The organism is Nitrosomonas sp. HPC101, assembly GCF_009833125.1.
Classification (GTDB): Bacteria; Pseudomonadota; Gammaproteobacteria; order Burkholderiales; family Nitrosomonadaceae; genus Nitrosomonas.
In genome coordinates, this window is sequence record NZ_QRCC01000010.1 from 182,545 (window position 1) to 204,086 (window position 21,542).

The 21,542-nt window shown below is 51.1% G+C and carries 18 protein-coding genes and 1 riboswitch; of the genes, 4 read left to right on the forward strand and 14 right to left on the reverse strand.

The annotated features are described in order from the left end of the window. Positions 1-27: 27 nt before the first annotated feature. The 7 genes from ABO04_RS07860 to ABO04_RS07895 form a co-directional block, all read right to left on the reverse strand. Positions 28-339: a BON domain-containing protein gene (locus tag ABO04_RS07860; protein WP_240141477.1), complete on the reverse strand. Its 312-nt coding sequence runs from the start codon at positions 337-339 to the stop codon at positions 28-30. 413 nt (positions 340-752) lie between these two features. Further along, positions 753-1,148, reverse strand: a complete 396-nt coding sequence (locus ABO04_RS07865) for a PRC-barrel domain-containing protein (protein WP_160810123.1) — start codon at positions 1,146-1,148, stop codon at positions 753-755. Between the two features lie 467 nt (positions 1,149-1,615). Then, on the reverse strand, positions 1,616-4,000 hold the full coding sequence (locus ABO04_RS07875; RefSeq protein WP_160810124.1) for a sucrose synthase: 2,385 nt from the start codon (positions 3,998-4,000) through the stop codon (positions 1,616-1,618). Between the two features lie 10 nt (positions 4,001-4,010). Next, the gene (locus ABO04_RS07880; protein WP_160810125.1) at positions 4,011-6,149 is read right to left on the reverse strand and encodes an HAD-IIB family hydrolase; all 2,139 of its coding nucleotides are present in this window, start codon (positions 6,147-6,149) and stop codon (positions 4,011-4,013) included. Between the two features lie 10 nt (positions 6,150-6,159). Beyond that, a complete protein-coding gene (locus ABO04_RS07885) occupies positions 6,160-7,089 on the reverse strand; it encodes a carbohydrate kinase (RefSeq protein WP_160810126.1) in 930 nt (309 codons plus the stop codon). A gap of 426 nt (positions 7,090-7,515) precedes the next feature. Beyond that, complete coding sequence (gene rimO / locus ABO04_RS07890) at positions 7,516-8,859, reverse strand: 30S ribosomal protein S12 methylthiotransferase RimO (RefSeq protein ID WP_160810127.1); 1,344 nt, start codon at positions 8,857-8,859, stop codon at positions 7,516-7,518. A gap of 118 nt (positions 8,860-8,977) precedes the next feature. Further along, complete coding sequence (locus ABO04_RS07895; RefSeq protein ID WP_240141478.1) at positions 8,978-9,250, reverse strand: PepSY domain-containing protein; 273 nt, start codon at positions 9,248-9,250, stop codon at positions 8,978-8,980. 753 nt (positions 9,251-10,003) lie between these two features. Between ABO04_RS07895 and ABO04_RS07900 the strand changes: the two genes are divergently transcribed. Then, on the forward strand, positions 10,004-11,176 hold the full coding sequence (locus tag ABO04_RS07900; RefSeq protein ID WP_160810128.1) for a type III PLP-dependent enzyme: 1,173 nt from the start codon (positions 10,004-10,006) through the stop codon (positions 11,174-11,176). 91 nt (positions 11,177-11,267) lie between these two features. Here the strand turns inward: ABO04_RS07900 and fghA are convergent, their stop codons facing one another. The 4 genes from fghA to apaG all read right to left on the reverse strand — a co-directional run bounded on the left by fghA (position 11,268) and on the right by apaG (position 14,584). Next, positions 11,268-12,128 (reverse strand): S-formylglutathione hydrolase, encoded by an 861-nt coding sequence (gene fghA / locus ABO04_RS07905; protein ID WP_160810129.1) that lies wholly within the window; start codon positions 12,126-12,128, stop codon positions 11,268-11,270. 3 nt (positions 12,129-12,131) lie between these two features. Beyond that, positions 12,132-13,238: an S-(hydroxymethyl)glutathione dehydrogenase/class III alcohol dehydrogenase gene (locus ABO04_RS07910; protein WP_160810130.1), complete on the reverse strand. Its 1,107-nt coding sequence runs from the start codon at positions 13,236-13,238 to the stop codon at positions 12,132-12,134. Positions 13,239-13,477: 239 nt separating this feature from the next. Next, a complete protein-coding gene (locus ABO04_RS07915) occupies positions 13,478-14,191 on the reverse strand; it encodes an SAM-dependent methyltransferase (RefSeq protein ID WP_160810131.1) in 714 nt (237 codons plus the stop codon). 9 nt (positions 14,192-14,200) lie between these two features. Next, positions 14,201-14,584, reverse strand: coding sequence for a Co2+/Mg2+ efflux protein ApaG (gene apaG, locus ABO04_RS07920; protein ID WP_160810132.1), 384 nt, complete (start codon positions 14,582-14,584; stop codon positions 14,201-14,203). A gap of 175 nt (positions 14,585-14,759) precedes the next feature. Then, positions 14,760-14,841, forward strand: a riboswitch (cyclic di-GMP riboswitch). Positions 14,842-14,917: 76 nt separating this feature from the next. On the opposite strand from apaG, the gene ABO04_RS07925 reads away from it, so the two are divergent. From ABO04_RS07925 to ABO04_RS07935, 3 genes are all read left to right on the forward strand, one after another. Then, positions 14,918-16,792 carry a S8 family serine peptidase gene (locus ABO04_RS07925; RefSeq protein ID WP_160810133.1) on the forward strand — a complete coding sequence of 625 codons (1,875 nt, stop codon included), beginning with the start codon at positions 14,918-14,920 and terminating at the stop codon, positions 16,790-16,792. Positions 16,793-16,976: 184 nt separating this feature from the next. Beyond that, a complete protein-coding gene (locus ABO04_RS07930; RefSeq protein WP_160810134.1) occupies positions 16,977-17,675 on the forward strand; it encodes a PEP-CTERM sorting domain-containing protein in 699 nt (232 codons plus the stop codon). A 402-nt stretch (positions 17,676-18,077) separates the two neighbouring features. After that, complete coding sequence (locus tag ABO04_RS07935; protein ID WP_160810135.1) at positions 18,078-18,455, forward strand: DUF393 domain-containing protein; 378 nt, start codon at positions 18,078-18,080, stop codon at positions 18,453-18,455. A 50-nt stretch (positions 18,456-18,505) separates the two neighbouring features. On the opposite strand, the gene ABO04_RS07940 is transcribed toward ABO04_RS07935, so the two are convergent. The 3 genes from ABO04_RS07940 to ABO04_RS07950 are packed head-to-tail and all read right to left on the reverse strand — an operon-like array spanning position 18,506 to position 21,534. Beyond that, on the reverse strand, positions 18,506-19,708 hold the full coding sequence (locus tag ABO04_RS07940; RefSeq protein WP_160810136.1) for an ABC transporter permease: 1,203 nt from the start codon (positions 19,706-19,708) through the stop codon (positions 18,506-18,508). 3 nt (positions 19,709-19,711) lie between these two features. Then, positions 19,712-20,383 (reverse strand): ABC transporter ATP-binding protein, encoded by a 672-nt coding sequence (locus tag ABO04_RS07945; RefSeq protein ID WP_160810137.1) that lies wholly within the window; start codon positions 20,381-20,383, stop codon positions 19,712-19,714. Next, positions 20,380-21,534 (reverse strand): efflux RND transporter periplasmic adaptor subunit, encoded by a 1,155-nt coding sequence (locus ABO04_RS07950; protein ID WP_160810138.1) that lies wholly within the window; start codon positions 21,532-21,534, stop codon positions 20,380-20,382. The genes ABO04_RS07945 and ABO04_RS07950 overlap by 4 nt, the downstream gene beginning before the upstream one ends. Positions 21,535-21,542: the final 8 nt, after the last annotated feature.

Below are 21,542 nucleotides of genomic sequence, written 5' to 3' on the forward strand. Positions count from 1 at the left end.
CGGTTGATTTATACGTTCATCAAGGCTTTACTTTACGATCAGATCGTTATGGACTTTGGTGACGCCTTTGACAGAACGGGCCAGCTCAGCTGCGCGGTTTTTTTCCGCTTGTGAGTTGGTAAATCCAGACAGTTGCACTTCACCGCCTTCTATAGTTTTGACGTTGATATTAGCCGCGGAGGTTTCGGAATCATTTGCCAATTTGGCTTTAACCTCTGTGGTGATAACCGACCCGTCTACGTATTCGCCCATAGACTCTTGATGCCGTGCGACTGAACAGCTGGAAACCATTACTATGGAAGTACTGGCAATAATCATGGTTGCAATTACACGAGACATTATCATGATATTTCTCCTTTTTGAAAAATGTTTCTGATTAAGCAATCTCTGCCAGCCGGATCACCCACAAAAGTTATGGGTCTTATCCGACTGCAGCCATGCGCAACTGAGTATGGAGTGTGCGCAGATCGAAATAAATGATTTTTAGAAGCTGATGGCATGGTAGCTTCTGCTTAATCTGTTTAACCTGGTCTTGAGATTGTCGAGTTCACTACCGTCACCGCAGTAAGGCAGGCCAGTCCATCAGTGAACATGATACTGACTACAACCAGATATATCTGAGTTTGTTGACTGATTGCATTCACCTTGAACCCCGAAACAGGGGTTGGTTTTGTGTACAGCGGATAGTCTTCCTTGCTCAGCGGGACGGCAGTGACAGTTTAAATTGAAATTGGATCTGATCCAGCTGTTTTTTACGATCCAACTCCATAGTAAGAATGGATATTACTCTCCCAGGCTTTGTCTGCCATGTCTGGCCAATCATCTTTATCGAATCCGGGTGCGTTTTTCAAACGTTCTTTATCCGCGTTAAGTATGAAGCGCTTATTTGTTGTATCGAGCGTTAACGCCTTCCAGGGGATGGCAAAAAGCTTTTCGCCTATTCCCAGTAAGCCGCCAAAGGACAATACAGCGTAGCGAACGTCACCGTCAGCTGTATCAAGCATGATTTCTTTGATTTTACCCAGATTTTCTTCTGCATTGTTACAGACTTCATTTCCAATCAGGGTATCAGCTCCCATTAATCTGGGTCCGGGTCCTTGATTATTATTTTTGTAAATACCATAAGTATCACGGTCTTCGTAATTCATATATACCTCGGTAATCCCCCATTTTTAACAGCACTCAGAAGTAGCAACGCTATGCAGCCATGGCCAGCTGCTGTTTTGGGGTGATTCCGCCCAATGCCATATTTGGACGCTCGTAATTGTAGGACCACATCCACCCGCTTGAGCGCTTCCATGATCTGACTATCCGTGAATCTCGACCGCTTCATCTTGTAGATCTCCTCAATAAGAAAATTCTACTTCCGAATGCTCCGCTTTTGCGGGCGGATTACCGAAGGAGAAAGCTGACGCGAGCATATAGGCTCGGCTAGCGCCATCCTTATGGCTATCTCAACGTCGATCCTCTGTGTTAATAGATATTTCTCTCTGATAGAGAAGAGAATATCTGCATCTGCGAAAAAATGTGCTGCAATAACTTGCAGGTGTAGTTCATATTGAGCAATCTAATGGGGGAATGATTGTTAATCCAGATATTCCCCTGGATGTTCTGATCAGACATGTCCGTTCAGTTTGTTTGCCAGTGGCCGGAACTGCAGGTGGTAGAACATGTTGAGGTAGCGATCGGTTTCTTCTCGCTCAAGTCCGCTGGCAAATTTCCAGAAACTGTATATGCGTGATAACGTCATCATGCGTTCCGCGTAGAGTTTCCAGGTGTAACGGCTGGCAACGCGGTCTAGCGCGCCTTGTGAAAGGCGTTCCCATTCCGCTGGATTTTCCTGGCTTTTTTCGAGAAAATCTGCAATCAGATCGGCAGTTTCTTCACTCTGATTGGGGTTGATATGAAAACCGGAACGATGGTGCTGGATGATTTCCAGCGGACCACCATAGCGGGTAGCGAAGGTCGGTAAGCCGGATGCCATGGCTTCGATGATAGTCAGGCCGAATGCCTCGAACAAGGCGGGTTGTACGAATACTCCGCGCTTGTCAGCAATGTAGCGGTACAGTTCTCCCGCCAGATTTTTGTCGAGACGCACGCCCAGCCAGCGAACCTGTGGGTCGAGCTGATATTCATCCATCAATTGATGCATCCGGTGTATCTGTGCCTGTTCTTCATGATCGGATGAGTGTTGCGGATCTGTTTTTCCTCCCACGACTACCAGGTTGGCAAGTGAGCGTAAGCGTGGCGAAGCGCCGTACAATTCCACCAGGCCGGTGATGTTTTTGATGTGGTCCAGGCGCGCCATGGTGAAGATCAGGGGCTTGTCCGGATCCTGCAATGCGCCTCGGGCCGAAAGGTTTGCGGCATCGTCAAAGAGCAGGGATTCAATTTCCGGGATCAGGCTGTGCAGACGTCTGGATTGATCAGTATAGGGAAAATAGACTTCTGCATCGGCACCCGGAGAAACGATATTGAATTTTGGATCGAACAAGTCAATTCCGTTAATGACCCGATAAAGACCAGGCATGGAAAAAGCCCGGTAGCTTTCGTACTGACCTTCTGCTTCTCGTGTTCCGGTGATTTCCTGATAGGTGCTTGTCACAATAAAGTCAGCAGCATTCATGGCCAGCAAATCTGCGGTGTACTGGCAGGAAAAATGGTATTTATCTTCATTTTCCTGCCAGTAAATGTCCGAGTGCAGATACTTGGTTTTCTCAAGTGCGTGTGCGATGTTGCACTGTGTAACGCCCAGTTTTCTGCTGAGCAGGGTGGCGACCAGATTGCCATCCGAGTAATTTCCGATGATGAGATCGGGGCGTCCGCCCAGTTCCGCCAGTGCTTCCCGTTCAACATCCAGCGCAAAGGTTTCGAGATGAGGCCATATCTCAAAGCGTGAGATCCAGTGTGGAATAACCTCTCCGTTTTGTTTGCGAAATGGAATGCGCAGAATCCAGGTATTGGTACAGCCGTTGACCTTTTCCAGTCGCTGATTACAAGCGGTGTCACCCGCGTCAGGAATCAAACGGGTGACAATCAGTATCTGGGGTTCGACCTGTACGCCTTGCAGTTGTAAACGATCGCGCATTTCCTGTTCCAGTGCGCGTACCTGATCAAGAATATAGACAACCTGGCCGCCAGTATCAGGCAGTCCGAGCACATTATCCTGGCCGAAATAACCATGGGGGGAAAGAATCAGCAGGCGGGAGATCATGGGGATACGTGCCAGAAACGCTTCGAGTGCAGAAGGGGAAGGTGCTTCCAGAATATCCATCAGCATGTTCATGGTTTCAGCCACCCGGGCAGCGTTATATCCCCAGCCTGGCGCAAATCCGAGCCTGCTCATTTTAGGTGCAAGTTCACTCCAGGGTGTTTCGTCATCCACTGTTTCCAGTATTTCCAGTGCCTGTCGCAGCTGGCTGCGCAGGGGGATGATACTGAGCGAATTGCTGCTGAACATTAATTGTTGTCCATCGATGGCATGAACTCCCAGAAAATGCAGCAATCCGGTATTGCCTGTTTCGATGCGGGCAAACATTTCACTGGATAGCTGGCGGTTGAGAAAGATCATTCCCTGCCCGATTGAACGGGATTCCTTCAGTTTGGGAAATCCCCGGTTAAATGGGCCGAAATCGACTTCCAGAACAGGTTCAGTGGTTTCACCTTTGATAATTGCTTCCTTGAATCCGAGAAATTCGCTAACTGTGATCTTTTCCGGGATCAGGTGTTCCTGATGGATACGTACGAATTCCAGTTTGGCAATATCGGGACGTAATGCCAGATAGGCCCAGGGAGAATTGAAGACACCTTCTTGCAGGCGGAATATAAATTTGTTGAGTGTATCAATCTGGCCACAATCTTTTTCCATTTCCAATAATTCGTATCGCAGGTCGGATTGCAGAAGTAGAGGACGATCCATTGAGAAATAGCGGCGCAGTAATGTATAAACAGCATCTCTGTTCTGCTGGGTACAAATGGCAAGGTTCTCAGTCGTGATCATGGCAAAATCCTTATTGTGCAAAATTGTAATGCTTCAGTCCCTCGAGGATTCCACGGGCATAAGTGTTGTTCGCAAAGTATATTTGCTCCAGTCCGCGTAGCGATTCCAATTCCGGGCTATGGTTTCCTACTACCACTCCCAGCGTATCGCCCACCAGCATTTCTTCATCGTTACCAGAATCTCCGGCGATCAGAAAATTCTGTAGCGACAATCCCCATTTATAGGCCAGATAACGTACTGCCAGGCCTTTGGAAGCGCGTGTCGGCAATACATCCAGGAATGTTTCGTGTGAATGGATCAGTTTGGCATGTAGATTTAGCTGGTGCAGATGTTGGTACAGTTGTTCAAGTGGAGGCATGTGTTCGGGGGTAGTCAGATAACTCAGTTTGAATTCGCGCTGGTTTTCCCGGGGTTGAAGCGTTAATCCCGGAATTTCCTGTAGTGCTTCAGCCAGTGCTTCCCGTCGCCATTGATGGCGGATGTGGTTACTCCAGCCTTGATCCGGTCGCAGGGATGGCCAGTAGTTAATTTCACTGCCAACCGAGGTGATCAGGATATCGGGCATGGGTACATGCCATTTTTTGAGAATTTTTACTGCACTTTCCACTGATCTTCCGGTAGCAATCCCAAATGAGACGGTGTTGGCATGTGCCCGCAGCCATCGCAACAGCTCTGCCAATCCCTGTTCATCACCGAGTAGAGTGTTGTCAATATCACTGATGAGCATTTTTCTTGTTAATGGAATAGGAGCCCGATCGGCATGTAGTGTGGCCGCAAGCTGGCGGCGCAGACGTTTGCGATCTTTGCGCAGCAATTTATTGACTTCCTTTATATATTTTGTGACATGAGCATCCCAGGTGTAGTGACGTCTGACGTTGGTGACACCGTTTTTGGACCAGTCGCGCCAGCGTTTTTTGTCGGATAGCGCTTCTTTCAGTGCATTGGCGATATCTGTATGGTTGAGTGTATTTACGAGCAGTCCGTTGCGGCAATTGGCGATGATGTCACGCGGGCCGCCATCTTCCGGCGCAATGATGGGCAGGCCACTGGCTGCAGCTTCAATCAGGGTCAGTCCGAAGGGCTCGGTCAGGGCGGGGTTGATAAAGACACCACGGCTCCGGACAGCCAGACGATAGATCTCGGGGATGTCTTCTGTCGTGAAATGTTTGGGGATTGCCACCATGCCCCATAAATCATAAAGATCAATATCGAGCAACAGATGCGTCATGACCTCGCGCTGAGATGTTTCCATCATCCGAATGTTTTCACGGGAACCGGCAATGATCACCAGATTGGCAATGTTCTGCAATGATTGATCCGAGCCGTATGCCTCGATTAGCCCATCGAGGTTTTTGCGCGTGTCCGGACGACAAATAGCCAGGATGACCGGTTTCCGGGGATTGCTGAGAAACCGGTCTACGCCTGCCTGTATGGCTGAATCAATGTGTTTACGCCCGGGTGGCGAGAAGCGTGAGGTGTCAGTTCCTGGCGGGATGACCCGGCAGCGGCGAGGATCGGTATTTTCATACATTCCGTACTGATCCTCGATTTCCTGAGAAGTGCTGGTGACGATCAGTGAAGCGTGAACCAGTACTTCTTCTTCGGCCGCAATGCGCCGGGAGAGGTTGAATTGTCGTTCAATTGCTTGCTCCTTGCGTCCGGCTGCGAGTAGACGCTCCCGTTTGGGGCGGCCAAGCGAATGGCCGGTATGTATTTGCGGAATGCCCAGTAGGTTGGATAGGTGCAGGCCTATGTAGCCAGCATCCGCATAATGTGTATGAATCAAGTCGGGCAGGTGTCCCTGTTGGCGCAGATAATGCAGGCAGCGATCCACCATCTGATCCAGATATGGCCACAATGATTCCTTGCGCAGATATTTGCGGGGGCCGAAAGGTAACCGGATGATGCGTGCCTTTGGTCCGAGCGCTTCGATGCCAGCTGCATAGTCGGGAGAGACTTTTGAGTCCTCAATCTGGCGTGTCAGCAGATCGACCTGAGCTATCTTGCCATTGCGCCCCAGTGCGCGTGCCAGTTCGACAACATAGGTAATCTGTCCACCGGTATCCGCATCCCGCCCCAGTTCCATATCATGACCACGTATCAAGCCATGTGCACTGATCATCAGAATGTAAAGTTTCTGACCTAACATCGTTTTATCATCATGGCAAGTTCCAGTCTTTGAGAAAAATATCATAGAATCCCGCTGTTTCCGGGGTGGCGCCACGTATCCCGCACAAGGCAGCGGCAAACCGGTTTGCGCGTTCCAATGTCAATGCGTTTGGCCAGCCGAGCAGCAGTCCGAGAATGAAAACTGCGCAGAATCCGTCTCCTGCGCCAACGGTGTCGATGACCGATACATGGGTGATACCGGCTATTTCAGTACGATTGTCAGCCTGGTCAAGCAGCCATGCGCCATCGCCTCCGCGCGTCACCAGCAAGGCTTTTAACCGGAAGTTTTCTATCAGGCGTAATGCAGTGTCGCGAGCGCTCAAGGTTTGCAGAGCCAGCAAGTCGGATAATTCGATCAGTTCGTCTTCATTGACCTTCACGTAATCTGCCTGGGTCAGTGAATACTGTATGGTTTCCAGGCGATACCAGGGTTTTCTTAAATTGATATCGAGCAGGTGGGGCGTTTGCAGGGTGCGTCGCAGGATTTCTTCCAGCGCCGCGCCGGATACCGGGTTGCGTTGCGCTAACGTTCCGAAATACACCAGCTCAGGTTTAACGGTCGAAGCGATATCACCAGCAGCATGCAGATCAATAAAATCGTAAGCCTGGTCTGCCAGGATTTCGAATATATGGCCGTCTTCACCGGGTTTGACCTGAACTTGTCCGGTGGGGTAGTGTGAATCACACTGGACACCGGCTACAGACATTCCGGCATCCTGCATCAGCTTGATCAGCTTCTCGCGAAGGGGATCGGTGCCTGTGCGTGTCACCAGGATGGGATACAGGCCGAAAGCTCGCAGATGATAGCCCACATTGAAGGGCGCTCCTCCCATTACCGGGCCATCGGGAAAAATATCTGCCAGTACTTCGCCAAACAGAATGACGTTCTTTGCAGATGTATTGTCGTGATCGGCAGGCATATTCTGTTGAGGCTCCTGTCAGTGGTCGCCGGTCATTTTCCGGCGTGTTGCAGATATGTTGCTTGTCTTGGAATCTGTGCGATACCCCGCTGCAGTGTGTGTTGTGGCGTTAAATCGAATTCGGAAGCTCGTTCGCATGCTTTAGGCATATTCCGCTCTCTCGTTCAATTTTGTCTTGCATGACTGCTCTTGATTGAGATCTTGAACAGCTTTCCGGAAAGTTCAGCATCTGTGGAAAACAGGGATGAAATCATCGTAAAGCGCTGTTTCCAGCCGGATGTCTTTTTTATTGTGGCATGGATAATGGATCTATGCAAAATTTAGCAGAGCAGGGATGTGCCCGACCAAAATGGGGAAATCAATGTTCAGGTGGGCTTGGGGGACGGCTGGAAGCGACCAATTGCCGGATTCAGGTGATAATGAGCTTCAGATTTTCTCTGCCCACAGGTCGTGAATATCCGTATCGGTAATGCGCACATCTGCCCAGTCACCCGGTTTGAGGGTGGTAGCATCGTCGATGTAAACGACACCGTCTATTTCCGGCGCATCGGCATAGCTTCTGGCGACGGCGCCATTTTTATCCACCGTATCTACCAGCACCCGTAGTACTTTTCCTTGTTTAGCAGCCAGACGTTTTTGGCTGATAATTTCCTGCCATTGCATTAATCTTTCCAGTCGCTCCTGCTGTACATCCGGCGGGACAGGATCAGGCAGAGCATTGGCAGCAGCCCCCTGGACCGGTGAATAAGCAAATGCACCGACTCGATCGAGCTGTGCTTCTTCCAGAAAGGCCAACAGTTCCTCGAACTCCTGTTCTGTTTCACCCGGAAAACCGACGATAAAGGTACTGCGCAATGCCAGATCCGGGCAGATGTTGCGCCATTGTCTAATGCGTGCCAGTACATTTTCACTGTTGGCCGGGCGCTTCATCAGCTTGAGTATTCGTTCATTGCCATGCTGAAAAGGAATATCCAGATAGGGCAGGAGCTTGCCTTCCGCCATCAGTGGAATCAGCTCATCGACATGTGGATAAGGATAGACATAATGCAGACGGATCCAGATTCCCAATTCTCCCAGCGCATGTGCCAGTTCGGTGATGCGGGTGCGGATGGGTCTGCCTTGCCAGAAGCCGGTGCGGTATTTGATATCTACCCCGTAGGCGCTGGTATCCTGCGAGATGATCAATAGCTCCTTGACGCCGGCATCAGCCAGGCTTTGTGCCTCCTGCAGCACACCTCCCACTGGCCGGCTGACCAGATCTCCACGCATGCTGGGGATGATGCAGAACGTGCAGCGATGATTACAGCCTTCAGAGATTTTGAGGTAGGCATAGTGCTTTGGCGTCAGCTTGATTCCCTGGGGTGGGATCAGATCAAGATGGGGATCATGTGGCTTAGGCAGATGATGATGGATGGCTTGCATTACTTCTTCGGTTGCCTGCGGACCGGTCACCGCCAGTACGCTGGGATGTACCTGCCGGATCACCTCTTCTTTTGCGCCCAGGCAACCGGTCACGATCACCTTGCCATTTTCTGCCAGTGCTTCACCAATAGTTTCCAGCGATTCCGCCACGGCACTGTCAATGAAACCACAGGTGTTGACGACAACCAGATCGGCATCAGCGTAGCTGGGTGAAATCAGGTAACCTTCGGCCCGCAGACAGGTCAGGATACGCTCGGAATCCACGGTGGCTTTGGGACAACCCAGTGATACAAATCCCACGCGTGGAATTCCGGAGCGTTGTGCTGTTAAAGATGGAGCAGATGCCATTCAGGTTTCTATATGCAATGATTTACCCGTCGCTGATTTTCCGGTTTCGGATAAAAGACGGTATGGTGCCACCAGGCAGCGTATTGCACAAGATGCATAAAATTCAACACAAGATTATTTACGGTATGACTGCATTTTCTGCCGGATCGATTTTTACTTTAATTTTCTTGCCATCAGCATTGATGATTTTGACCTCAACAATCAGTTTTCCCCGTTTTTGTTCAACTTCAACTTCGTGGATGTTTCCGGGATTTGCGGCAACAGCTGCCTGAATCGCAGAAATGACCTGATCTGCTGGCAATCCTTCGTCGCTAGCAAAAGCAAAAGCGTTATTGAACGAAAAAAGCATCGCTGCGGTGAGGATGGCAGCGCTGGTAATTTTTTTCATCATCACGATCTCCTTTCAGTTTGTTTGGGTATGCCGGTTCTTTTGCAGAGCTGGCTGTTCAAAATGTTAGTCTTGCGCTGCATCATGTGCAAGCGATTTGTGTCAAGAGTATTTTCGTCCCCAACTATCTATTTGATATATCTTGTTATTATGCGCCATGCAGCGTGCACCTCATCCCGTATAACCAGATTTCCGGAGATATCCCATGAGAATATTATCCGGATTTTCTTGTCTAATTTGCTAAGGAGTCTCTGAAAACGTCAGCGAGATAGTCAGCTCAAGGCAGAAATCGACGAAATGACGAAGTTTATATGTAATAAGTGAGCATTCTGAGCTGATTTTTAACGCAAAAATGGCAACGCAGGTGGTTTTGCCACACCTCAGTTTTGCAGACAGGCCGCAGCGTTGAACTCGTTGTGAAAGGGTCAACCATTCACTGCTTCGCTCACTTGCATTCCATCTACAGAACACAATGTGCAGCCATAGAGGACTTGATTAGAGGTTCCTTAAAGTAACTTTCAAACACAATAGAAATGATTTTGTCTTGTAACATTATGATTTTAAATCATTAATTTTGAGAAAAATAATGCAAAAAAATACTTGATTCTGAAAAAATCAAGCCTATAATGCGTCCCTTTAGAAATTTCAGTAGCCCCATAAGGAGGTCATCATGAAAAGCAAGATAAATCCGTTTGTTCCAACTGATTGGATTCAAATTCACATTCCCGAAACGTAGCGATCCCAGGAGAAACTCTTATGAAAAAACGATCCGCAGCCATACAGCAGCAAGCAGAAAACACTATTTTCGATACTCATCCCGAGGTTAGTATCGATCTCTCCCTGGTGAAAGCCAGATTAAAGCAAGGCTATCTGAAGCCTTTTTTAATGGTGGATACCGCCATCATTCGCAACAAGGCCCGACGCTTCAAGGCAGCCATGCCGCGCGTACACCCGCATTACGCAGCCAAAGCCAATCCTGATCCGCGTGTATTGAAGACATTGATTGAAGAAGGTGTGGGTTTTGAAATTGCATCTATTGCCGAGCTTGATCTTTTGATGAGTCTCGGTGTGCCGGCTGTCGAAATCTTTTACAGCAATCCGATGAAGTCGAGCGCCTATATCAAGTACGCTGCTGCGAAAGGTGTGGAATGGTACGTGCTGGACAGCGTTGAAGAGCTGCGCAAGATTGTTGGCATCAAACCGGATGCCAAGCTGTATCTGCGAATCGATACGCCTAACATCGGAAGTGACTGGCCACTGGCAGGAAAATTCGGAACACATCTGGCGGATGTGCGCGAAATTATTGATGAAGCTGTGAAGTTGGGTGCGGATCTGGCCGGTGTTACTTTTCATGTGGGTTCTCAATGCCGCAATCCGCAAAACTGGCGGGTTGGGATCGAGCGTGCCAAAACCGTGTTTGCCAGCATGCGCGAAGCGGGTCTTAACCCGCGGTTGCTGAATCTGGGAGGGGGCTACCCGGTACGTTACGTCAAACCGATTCCATCCATTGAAATCATTGCCGAGGTGATTAACGAGGCCATTGCCGATTTGCCGGAAGATATTCGGATCATGGCGGAACCCGGGCGTTATCTGGTATCCGATTCAGCGTGTTTTGTGTGTCGCGTGGTTGGTACTGCAACGCGCAATGGCAAACGCTGGATGTACTGGGATGCTGGAATTTTTGGTGGCATTATCGAGGTGAGTGAAGGGCTGCGTTACGAAGTCCTGACACAACGTACTGGTTCTTTGGTTCCCTGGTCAGTTGCCGGGCCTACTTGTGATTCTGTTGATGTATTGATGCACGATGAAATGCTGCCTGAAAATGTGCAGGAAGATGATTTCATCTTTATTCCCAATGCCGGCGCATACACAACTTCATACGCCAGCAATTTTAACGGTTTTCCATTACCGGAAGTCGTGGTTGTTTGATTATCCGAAAAATGTCTTCGCTATGGGAATGGCAGCTGTTGCAAGAGAACCTCTGATCAAGTTCTCCATGTGGGATTTAATCAGAGGTTCCTTAGCGGTGGTCTATTGTAAGCTGACTGTGATGGTGTCGCAGATGATCCTCAATGAAGGTGCTGATAAAGAAATAGCTGTGATCATACCCTGCATGGCGCCGCAGGATGACAGGTTGCCCGGCGTGCTGGCAGGCTGCTTCAAAATAGCTGGGATGCAGTTGTTCGGCAAGAAAAGGGTCATCCAACCCCTGGTCAATGAATGGTATTGACAACAGCCGATGGCCTGCTTCAATCAAGGCGGTGGCATCGTGTTTACGCCAGTTTTCCGGCGATTCTCCCAGATAGTGGCTAAAGGCCTTTTGCCCCCAAAGACAATGGGTGGGTGCTGCGATGGGTGCAAAAGCAGAAACTGACCGGTATAGTCCGGGATGCCGCAGCGCCAGGGTGAGCGCGCCATGTCCTCCCATTGAGTGCCCTGAAATACCGACACGCTCCGGATCCACCGGGAACCGATTCAGGATGATGTCGTGCAGCTCTCTCGTTATATAGCTTTCCATACGAAAATATCTGGACCAGGGCGCTTCCGTGGCATCGAGATAGAATCCAGCGCCTGATCCAAATTCCCAATCGTCCGCTTCACCCGGAATGCCCGTATTGCGCGGACTGGTATCCATACTGACCAGCACCAGTCCGAGTTCGGCAGCATAACGTTGTGCCCCCGCCTTGATCATGAAAGTCTCTTCCGTACAGGTCAGCCCGGCCAGAAAAAACAGCACGGGCAAACGTTGCTCACCCGCTTCGGGGGGGGTGTACACCGAGAAGCGCATGGGCAGGCCGATAATCTCGGAATGGTGCTGATAATAGCTCTGAATGCCACCGAAACAGCGGTGTTGACTGCGAGTTTCCAGTTTAATTGTCATAAGTCAGTAAACAATTACCGATCGAATCGATTCGCCAGCTTCCATCAATTTGAAGCCTTCGTTGATGTCTTCCAGCTTCAATGTGTGTGTGATCAACGGGTCGATGCTGATTTTGCCATCCATGTACCAATCGACAATGCGCGGCACATCCGAGCGGCCGCGTGCGCCACCAAAGGCAGAGCCTTCCCATTTTCTGCCGGTAACGAGCTGGAACGGACGGGTACTGATCTCGGCGCCGGCTTCTGCCACGCCGATGATGATGCTGCGCCCCCAGCCCTTGTGCGTACATTCCAGCGCCTGGCGCATGACCGTGGTGTTGCCGATGCATTCAAAACTGTAATCTGCACCACCGTCAGTCAGTTGTATCACCGCGTCAATTGTGTTTTCCACCTGGCCCGGATGAATGAAATGCGTCATGCCGAACTGGCGACCCAATGCTTCCCGCTCGGGATTGATGTCAATACCGATGATTTTGTCAGCACCCGCCATGCGTGCACCCTGAATCACGTTCAGACCGATTCCACCCAGTCCGAATACAGCGACGTTCGCTCCGACTTCTACTTTGGCAGTAAACAGTACTGCACCAATGCCGGTAGTCACACCACAGCCGATATAACAGGCTTTATCAAAAGGTGCATCTTCACGAATCTTTGCCAAAGCAATTTCAGGAACAACAATGTAATTGGAAAAAGTCGAGGTCCCCATATAGTGCATAATTGGTTTGCCGTTGAGCGAGAAGCGCGAGGTCCCGTCCGGCATCAGGCCGCGTCCCTGTGTTGTGCGAATCGCCTGGCACAGATTGGTTTTACGCGAGAGGCAGTATTTGCAGGCCCGACATTCCGGCGTATATAGGGGAATAACGTGGTCACCCGGACGGAGCGATTTGACGCCCGCACCGGTTTCAACCACGATACCGGCACCTTCATGGCCGAGGATGGCTGGGAACAGCCCTTCCGGATCCGCGCCGGACAGCGTGTAATAATCAGTATGACAAATCCCCGTCGCTTTGATTTCAACCAGCACTTCGCCTGCGCGGGGGCCGGCGAGATCGACTTCTTCAATGGTAAGTGGCTGGCCGGCCTGCCAAGCGACTGCTGCGCGTGTTTTCATGACGGAAAAGTCCTTATGGGAAGTTGGATGAAAGGGGTCATTGTATGTGACTGATGCGACCATGTAACCCGATTCTTTTAAGGAGCCTCTGCAAAAACCGTAGATGTGCCATGTGCACCATATTATTTACTAATCGGGAATTCAAGCATAGGGTAACGGCGAGGGTATGATGTCATTGCATGTCGTTTGGTAAAACTGCGGATGGTGGGCTTGTGTTTCAACATGGTGCCCGTCCGCTTTTACCCGTGTAGTAAAAATACCGTTGGTTTTTTTTGCATATCCGGCCAGTTGCCGGATCGCCACTCGCCTATTGTCCGGGTCAGAACCAGCTCATTGCTCTGTGTCAGGTTGCAGGCCACACATAAATCCGTTTGCGTGTGGCATTGCTGCGCCAGCGCCTCCAGCAATTTCAGGTTACGGTAAGGCGTCTCAATAAAAATCTGGGTTTCATCTGCCGCAATGGCGCTTCTTTCCAGTTCGAGAATCTTGCGATTACGCGAATCCCGGGCAACTGGCAGATAGCCATGAAAACGAAATCGCTGGCCGTTCAATCCAGAGGCCATCAATGCCAGCAGAATGGAAGAAGGGCCAACAAACGGCACCACTCGGATTTGCCTGCGATGCGCCAGCCGCACAAGCGCTCCGCCAGGGTCAGCAACCGCCGGGCAGCCCGCCTCGGATAACAAACCCACATCCTCCCCGGCCAGCAGAGGCACCAGCAACGCTTCCAGTTCGCCAGCCGGGGTGTGTTCATCCAACACTTCCAGCTTGAGTGTTTGCACTGCCCGCTGCGGGTTGATCAATTTGAGAAAATGGCGAGCCGTTTTCGGATGCTCAACAATGAACTGATCCAGCAAATTCACGCGCTGTATCACTTCTGTCGGCAGTATTTGAACGAGATCGCTTTCACCCAGGGGCGTCGGGATCAGATAAAGGGTACCGTGGGGCTTCACACTTGCCAATCAGTGCAGCACGCGCGGCACGCTCAGAATGAATTCCGGAATATCCGCCGAAAAATGGAGACCGTCTTCCGCCACCATCTGGTAGGAACCCTTCATTGTGCCTGCCATGGATGAAATAGCAGTGCCACTGGTGTATTCAAAGCTACTACCCGGCTTGAGCAAGGGTTGCTCGCCCACCACACCCAGGCCACGCACCTCGCGCACCTCTCCTTCTCCGTTGTTGATAATCCAGTGGCGACTCATCAGTTGCGCAGCCACGCTGCCGATATTGTGGATGGTAATAGTGTAGGCGAACACATGCTGTTCTGCCTCTGGATCAGACTGATCCGGCAAATACGTCGTGCGTACTTCCACCTTGATGTTATATTTCTGTTCGTTTGTCATGCGGCGTATTCCACACTATTTTGTGGCTGGCAGCAAGCCGTCCATCTGCCAAAGTTACTTGTCACATTACTGCAACGCAATTTTTCATCATGATATCAATATATTAGATTCAATTTCTAATCATGCAGTAAAGATTTCCAGTCCTCCTGCCGTACTCACGCCAGCAACATGCTGTAACCGACAAAGGCTAACCAGTCGTAAGGCTGGGGCGCAAAGTCACCGATCCTGATTGATCTCGGGAAAGCGGGGCTGCCGAAGTTTGCAACCATTGTTCAATCCGGTATGCGTGCTACAGAGTCGGTTTTTGTAATCCATCTCTACAAGGAGCCACGCATGTCAAATGCAAAAGTGACCCGCTTGCCGTTTTTCAGCGCTTTTCACAATGGCCATGCCATCATTTTTTATCGTTTTTTCAGCTTTTCTTTTCTGTTGATTCTCTTGATTGCTTTCTCCGGCAGCGTTTACGCCACCCCGGACAAGGAAATCTGGACAGCAGCCAAAGAGAAGTTTGCAGCGGCCAAAGTGAAATTTGTCAGTAAAGCGACTGCTGCTGCTTCCCGCTGGGCAAAAGGTCGTTTGTTAGTTATTCCGCGCGCCGGATTAACCGCAAAGGAATTTGATAAATCTCTCAAACTGTATGGCGTGAAATCCAGACACAAACTCGCCGGACTGAATGCACAGGTTTATGAACTGTCCGATGGCGTGGATGAAGTCAAGGTGCTGGAAAAACTCAAGAGAGATCGTCGTTTCAAAGCGGCTGAGCTGGATAGGCTGGTTGAACCGGCGCAAACTGTCACTGACCCCGCCTTCAACAACAGCTGGGCGCTCCCCAAAATTCAGGCACCCACCGCCTGGGATCTGGCCACTGGTGATGGCGTTACCATTGCCATCCTGGATACCGGTGTGGATAGCACACACCCGGATCTTGCCGCCAACATGATTCCGGGATGGAATATTTACAGCAATAACGAAGATACCAGCGATGTTTATGGTCATGGCACCAAAGTAGCCGGCGCAGCCGCTGCGGCTGCCAATAATGGCACTGGCAGTGTCGGAGTTGCCTGGAATGCGCGCATCCTGCCGGTACGTATTTCCATGCCTGATGGCCGCGCCTATTTGAGCGACATAGCCAGAGGTATTTACTGGGCGGCGGATAACGGCGCCAAAGTGGCCAATCTCAGTTACGGCGGCGTGGATAGTATTACGGTGCAATCCGCCGCCAACTACATGCGCAGCAAGGGGGGGGTCGTCGTCATGTCCGCCGGCAACTCCGGTACGCTGAACAGCTTTCCGCCCAGCGAAGCCATCGTCGTCGCCTCCGCTACGGATCGCAACGATGCCCGTGCCAGCTGGTCCAGTTACGGTCCTTATGTGGACGTGGCAGCACCCGGCGTCAGTATTTACACCACTACCAGAGGTGGTGGATATGCCTATGTTTCCGGTACTTCTTTCTCCAGCCCGATTGTGGCTGCCACCACCGCGCTGCTGTTTTCCATCAACCCGGATCTCGCTCCGGCGGATATTGACCAGATACTGGTCACCGCCTCGGAAGATCTCGGTGATCCCGGATTTGATCAAATCTTTGGCAACGGCCGCATCAATGCCGCCAATGCTGTTAACGCCGCTCACACCCGTCTGAGCGCGGACCAAATCGCTCCGGCCATCAGTATTGCTTCCCCCACGGGCGGCACTGCCTCGGGTAACGTACCGGTAGATGTCAATTATTCTGACAACAAAGGTGTGGTGCGTGTCGATCTGTATATCAACGACCGCAAAGCCATCGAAGACACCCAACCACCTTTTGCCTTCGCCTGGGACACTACCACCGTGGCCAATGGCAGTTATACACTGGTTGCGTATGCCTTTGATGCTGCCGGCAACCAGGGCGCCTCTTCCCCGGTAACAGTCACTGTAAAAAATTCCGACATCACCACTACCGAGCCGCTGACGAAAATTAGGCGATTCAACCTTAAGGATGGCCAGAAAGTCAGTCGTTATGAAAATATCAGGGTAGCTGCCGACAACAACGCCAGGAAAATCAACTTGAGAATCAATGGCAACCTCATCGCCACCGTTGACAATAAATCATTAAATTATCGCTGGAATTCCTGGGAAATTCAGCCGCTTGGCAGCAATATCGCCGTAACCGCAGAAGTACTCAATGCCAGTGGAGATATCGCCAGCGTAACAGCCATTGTCCAAAACTAGCCGCGCATTTTTCATCTCTCTCCTCAAACGCCCTGTTTCCGCAGGGCGTTTTTTGTCGGTGAAATTTACATTCACAAAATAAAATAATTGTAAAAGCCAATCAAAACAATAAATTATATTTTTGGCATGCTTTGTGCATTATGTTAGTTGAAATAATTTCAATAATATACAAGGAAAATTTTCCATGAATACAAACTATTTTGGCACGAGTTTGGCCACACTGATTGGCTCAGCCCTGCTGCTGGCCAATACGGCGTACGCAACGCCTTTCACCATCACGTCACAGCTGACGGGTGATCCGCGCCCGGGAAATCCCGATAACCTGATTGTAGATGTCACAATTACTGGCGATACTACCTCCAATCAAACTTCCTGGTTAATTGATATTAATTCGACAGCACACCCAAATATCAAGCTGGGTGCGTTTTACTTTAATCTGACCGGGTCATATGCTGACTATAGCTTTAGTGGCTTTGATCCAACAGGATGGGCAGTGACATCCGGCAGCAACGCAGCTGGATCGGGAAGTGCTGATTTCTTATTTGCAGCGAGTAAATCGACAGGAAACGTAGAAAATGTTACCAATATGCAGCCTCTAAGCTTTACAGCTACATATACTGGCGCTGGCGGTTTGTTCACCGAAGACATGTTTCTGAATGCCTCCAATGCAATCTCTAATGATACGGTTCTTGGCCAGGGACAATTAGGCGCGCACTTGCAAAGTCTTACCCCAGGACCAGGAGAGAGTACAAGCGGATTTGCCTTTGGGAATTATAGAGGCGGTATTACTGATCCTAAGGAGATTCCTGAGCCCACCAGCCTGTTGTTGTTTGGCGCTGGCCTGCTGGGATTGGGCCTGAGCCGCCGCCGCAAACAGGTCTGATCGAAACGGACAACTAATAATCATAAAAGAAACAAACACTCAGGCGCCGGGAAACCGGCGCTTTTTTTGTGCGTTTCGTTATTCTGCTCTGTAAAGATAGCGCACATTATTCCATTTCCAGGTCAAAACTGGCCTCGTCGGCTTCATCTTGCCGTATTATTCATACTGTCTGCAGTTTGCCTGCATGTCATTACTGACGAAGCAATCCAGTCACTTCATTTCTTTGAATAATGAATGCATCAGGAGAAAGGAATTGAATGTATTCGGGAGTTTTGAGCAAAATTTTACAGTGACGCAAAATCCATCCACTGCTTTTTCCGGATTGTGCGGAGAGGAATACAGGGTGCGATACTCAGGCTCAGGCCGGGGACTTGGCATGCCTGCCTGGATTGCCGTTCTTGCATGCCCGTCAAGCCGGAAATAAAGGTTTATTACAACTCCGCCTGTCCGGTATGCAAGGCCGGGATTGAGCGTCAGATGAAGAAAGGCAGCAACTGCGCGATCCAGTGGAACGATGTACACAAGAACAACGGTCTCGTTGCTGAAATCGACTCCGGTCCTGATCTCGAATTCGTCCGGGAACGTCTGCATGTGGTTGATGAGAACGGTAATGTCTGGACGGGTTTTGATGCCTTTCTCGTGATTTGGCGAAATTCGCCCGGCGAAGCCTGGAAATCAGCCGTGCTGGGCCAGCCCGGCATCCGGCATGCGTGTCGCGCTGTCTATAATATCTTTGCGGCAGCGCTGTACAGATGGAACAGATCAGAAAATCACTGGTAGCCCAACAGCATATTAGAGTAGTGCATATTCGCCGATCACGGTTTCTGGGCTCATCGCTTGCCGAGTGCATTGACTGGATCCAGCTTCGCTGCGCGGACTGCTGGCAATAATCCCGCCAGAATACCGGCCAGTAGCGCAACAGCAATCCCGGCAAAATTGGCCCAAAGAGGGGGCCAGGCGGGTAACTGTGGATATGCCAGACGCAGCGCCCAGCTGCCCGCCTGTCCCAGTATGAATCCGCCCAGTGCACCGGCCAGGGAGAGCCAGATGGCTTCAGCCAGAAAAATATAGCGAATGATGGCGGCTGGAGCGCCGATTGCCTTGAGCAGGCCGATTTCCGCCGTGCGCTGACTGACCGATACCAGCATGACGTTCATCACCAGAATGCCGGCAACAGCGAGGCTGATGATGGCGATGCCGGCAACTCCCAGTGTCAATGCGCGCAGGATGCGTTCAAATGTGGCCAGCACGGCGTCGTGGGCGATCACGGTGACATCGTCCTCGCCATCATGACGCTGGATGAGTGTTTGACGGATCGCTTCCCGAGCGCTGTCGATCTCATCGTGATAGCGGATTTCGACCAGCAGCCGGAACAGCGAGGTGGTGTTGAGCAATGTCTGGGCATGCTGGATTGGAATAATGACCAGTTCGTCCGAGTTGTATCCCATGGATTCGCCTTGCACGGCCATCACGCCGGTGACCAGAAAGCGTCGGTCACTCAGGCGAACACGCTGCCCCAGTGCATTGCCATCCGGGAAAAATTCCTGTGCGATCTTTGCACCTAATACAATCTGAGCACTGCTTTCACTGCTGCTAGAAAGAAACTTGCCCAGAGCAAGTTTCATGTGGCGAATCGGAAAAATATCAGCCGTGGTTCCCATCAGGGTAACTTCCCGCAGTTTGCCCGCAGCAGAAAGCTCAGCTACACCGACATTCAGGGGCGCGTAACGACTGACTTGCGGCAGTCTTCCCACCCAGTGTGCGTCATCCAGTGTCAGATCTCTGGGTGTCTGACCCATGACCGCACCCGGAAAACTGCCGGCCGTTTCGGCGCGGCCAGGCATGACAATGACCAGATTGGTGCCGATCGAGGAAAACTCATTGACGACATACCGGCGTGCGCCATCTCCCAATGCAGTCAGCATGATGACTGCAGCCACACCCAATGCCATGGCCAGTACGATCAGGAACGAGCGGGCAGGGTGGCTGGTGAGGGTTTTAAGGGAAAAGCGCAGCAGATCCTGGAATTTCATCACTCATCGCTCGTCGGTTTCGATGCGACCATCGCGCATGGCAATCCGGCGCCGGGCGCGTAACCCCAGTTCGCGATCATGCGTTACCACGATTAGCGTGGTGCCCGCTTGATTCAGTGCTTCCAGTAATACCATGACTTCCGAGCCGATGCGATGATCCAGGTTGCCGGTCGGTTCATCCGCCAGCAACGCAGTGGGGTGCAGGATAGTTGCGCGCGCAATGGCAACTCGCTGGCGTTGTCCGCCGGACAGTTCGGCCGGCCGGTGATGTGCGCGATCGCTCAGGTTGAATGCCTGCAATGTTTCCGCAATACGCGCTTTACGTTCTGCCGGAGACATGCCAGTCAGTATCAGGGGAACTTCAATATTTTCTGCGGCAGTCAGACGAGGAATCAGATGGAAAGATTGGAAAACAAAGCCGATTTTTTCCCTGCGCACTTGTGCTTGTTCTGTTTCCGACAGTGCAGTGACATCTTTATCATCCAGCAGGTAATGTCCGCTGTCAGGCCGGTCGAGCAGTCCGATGACATTCAGCAGCGTTGATTTACCCGATCCGGAGGGCCCCATGATGGAAATGTATTCGCCGGAGTCAATCGTCAGATCAATGTGATCGAGCGCATGGATCGCCTGATCACCCATGTGGAAAATGCGGGTGATGCCGGAGAGTTGTATCATGGCTGCGGCGGTTTGGGGGTGACGAGGGTGCCGGCTGTGATTTCTCCATTATCGCTGGACAGCAGCACCTGATCTCCTTCCGACAGCCCCGCAAGTATTTCGGTGTAGGCCCAGTTGGCCAGTCCGGTTTTCAGAGTGCGTTCTTCAAGCTGACTTTCCCTGTCCAGCGTCCATACCTTGTTATCCTGCCGAATGACCTGGGTGGGAACGCGCAATACATTTTCACGATGCTCGATAATGGCTTCGATATCGGCGCTGTAACCCACCAGCAGAGCCGCCTGATCAGGATTGACGAATTCGGCTTCTACATCCACTGTACGCGCCTGTTTCTCAACTTCAGTTACATAAGGTGCAATGCGGCGTATTTTTCCTTCAAAAGTCTGGCCGGGGAGGGCATCCAACATGATGCGTGCGGTTTGTCCCACACGAATTTTGGGTGCATCGACTTCATCCATCGGTGCACTGACATACAGACAGGAATCATCAATCAGATCGACTGCCGGCGGGGTTGGAATTCCCGGCGGGGAGGGTGTGACATATTCGCCCAGCTCTCCGGTAATCTGTGCAATGACTCCATCAAACGGAGCGATAAGCTGCGTTCGATCCAGATTGGCCTGACTGACTGCAATTTGTGCGCGGGCGCGTCTGGTTTCTGCGGTAGTAGCGGTACAGGCTGCCCGGTTGGCTCTGGCGGTGGCATTGGCATCATCGGCACGCTGTACGCTGACAAATCCTTTTTCAACCAGTTGCCGGGTGCGGATATATTCACGTTGCGCATTCTCAGCCAGGATACAGGATTCCTGCTGCCGACTTTCCGCTGTAGCCAATTGCTGTCTGGCCAGATCATATTGTGCCTGCAGATCAGCGTTCCATAACGCCAGCAGAACCTGTCCCTCCTTGACCCGATCTCCTTCTCTGATTTCCATGCGGATGACCTGGCCGCCTGCCTGGGGAGATAATTTGGCTCGCCGGCACGCCTTGATCGTGCCGGCGCGCGTATTGACCACGGTGGCTTCAACAGCACCGCGGCTGACGGTCGCCAGCTCCACTTCCAGAGGCTGGCTTCGGGTTAAATACCAGGCAAGATACCCGGCTACGGTAATCAGCAGAAGAATGCCTGCCGTGCGAAGCGATGAACGTGTTCCAGGCATGAGGATGA

Bases quoted from the DNA above. Each gene is read 5' to 3' on its own strand.
- ABO04_RS07865 (WP_160810123.1), bottom strand. From the start codon at position 1,148: ATGAATTACGAAGACCGTGATACTTATGGTATTTACAAAAATAATAAT.
- rimO (WP_160810127.1), bottom strand. From the start codon at position 8,859: ATGGCATCTGCTCCATCTTTAACAGCACAACGCTCCGGAATTCCACGC.
- ABO04_RS07910 (WP_160810130.1), bottom strand. From the start codon at position 13,238: ATGAAAACACGCGCAGCAGTCGCTTGGCAGGCCGGCCAGCCACTTACC.
- ABO04_RS07885 (WP_160810126.1), bottom strand. From the start codon at position 7,089: ATGCCTGCCGATCACGACAATACATCTGCAAAGAACGTCATTCTGTTT.
- ABO04_RS07875 (WP_160810124.1), bottom strand. From the start codon at position 4,000: ATGATCACGACTGAGAACCTTGCCATTTGTACCCAGCAGAACAGAGAT.
- apaG (WP_160810132.1), bottom strand. From the start codon at position 14,584: ATGACAAACGAACAGAAATATAACATCAAGGTGGAAGTACGCACGACG.
- ABO04_RS07925 (WP_160810133.1), top strand. From the start codon at position 14,918: ATGTCAAATGCAAAAGTGACCCGCTTGCCGTTTTTCAGCGCTTTTCAC.
- ABO04_RS07860 (WP_240141477.1), bottom strand. From the start codon at position 339: ATGTCTCGTGTAATTGCAACCATGATTATTGCCAGTACTTCCATAGTA.
- ABO04_RS07900 (WP_160810128.1), top strand. From the start codon at position 10,004: ATGAAAAAACGATCCGCAGCCATACAGCAGCAAGCAGAAAACACTATT.
- fghA (WP_160810129.1), bottom strand. From the start codon at position 12,128: ATGACAATTAAACTGGAAACTCGCAGTCAACACCGCTGTTTCGGTGGC.
- ABO04_RS07935 (WP_160810135.1), top strand. From the start codon at position 18,078: ATGCCCGTCAAGCCGGAAATAAAGGTTTATTACAACTCCGCCTGTCCG.
- ABO04_RS07950 (WP_160810138.1), bottom strand. From the start codon at position 21,534: ATGCCTGGAACACGTTCATCGCTTCGCACGGCAGGCATTCTTCTGCTG.
- ABO04_RS07895 (WP_240141478.1), bottom strand. From the start codon at position 9,250: ATGATGAAAAAAATTACCAGCGCTGCCATCCTCACCGCAGCGATGCTT.
- ABO04_RS07945 (WP_160810137.1), bottom strand. From the start codon at position 20,383: ATGATACAACTCTCCGGCATCACCCGCATTTTCCACATGGGTGATCAG.
- ABO04_RS07930 (WP_160810134.1), top strand. From the start codon at position 16,977: ATGAATACAAACTATTTTGGCACGAGTTTGGCCACACTGATTGGCTCA.
- ABO04_RS07940 (WP_160810136.1), bottom strand. From the start codon at position 19,708: ATGAAATTCCAGGATCTGCTGCGCTTTTCCCTTAAAACCCTCACCAGC.
- ABO04_RS07880 (WP_160810125.1), bottom strand. From the start codon at position 6,149: ATGTTAGGTCAGAAACTTTACATTCTGATGATCAGTGCACATGGCTTG.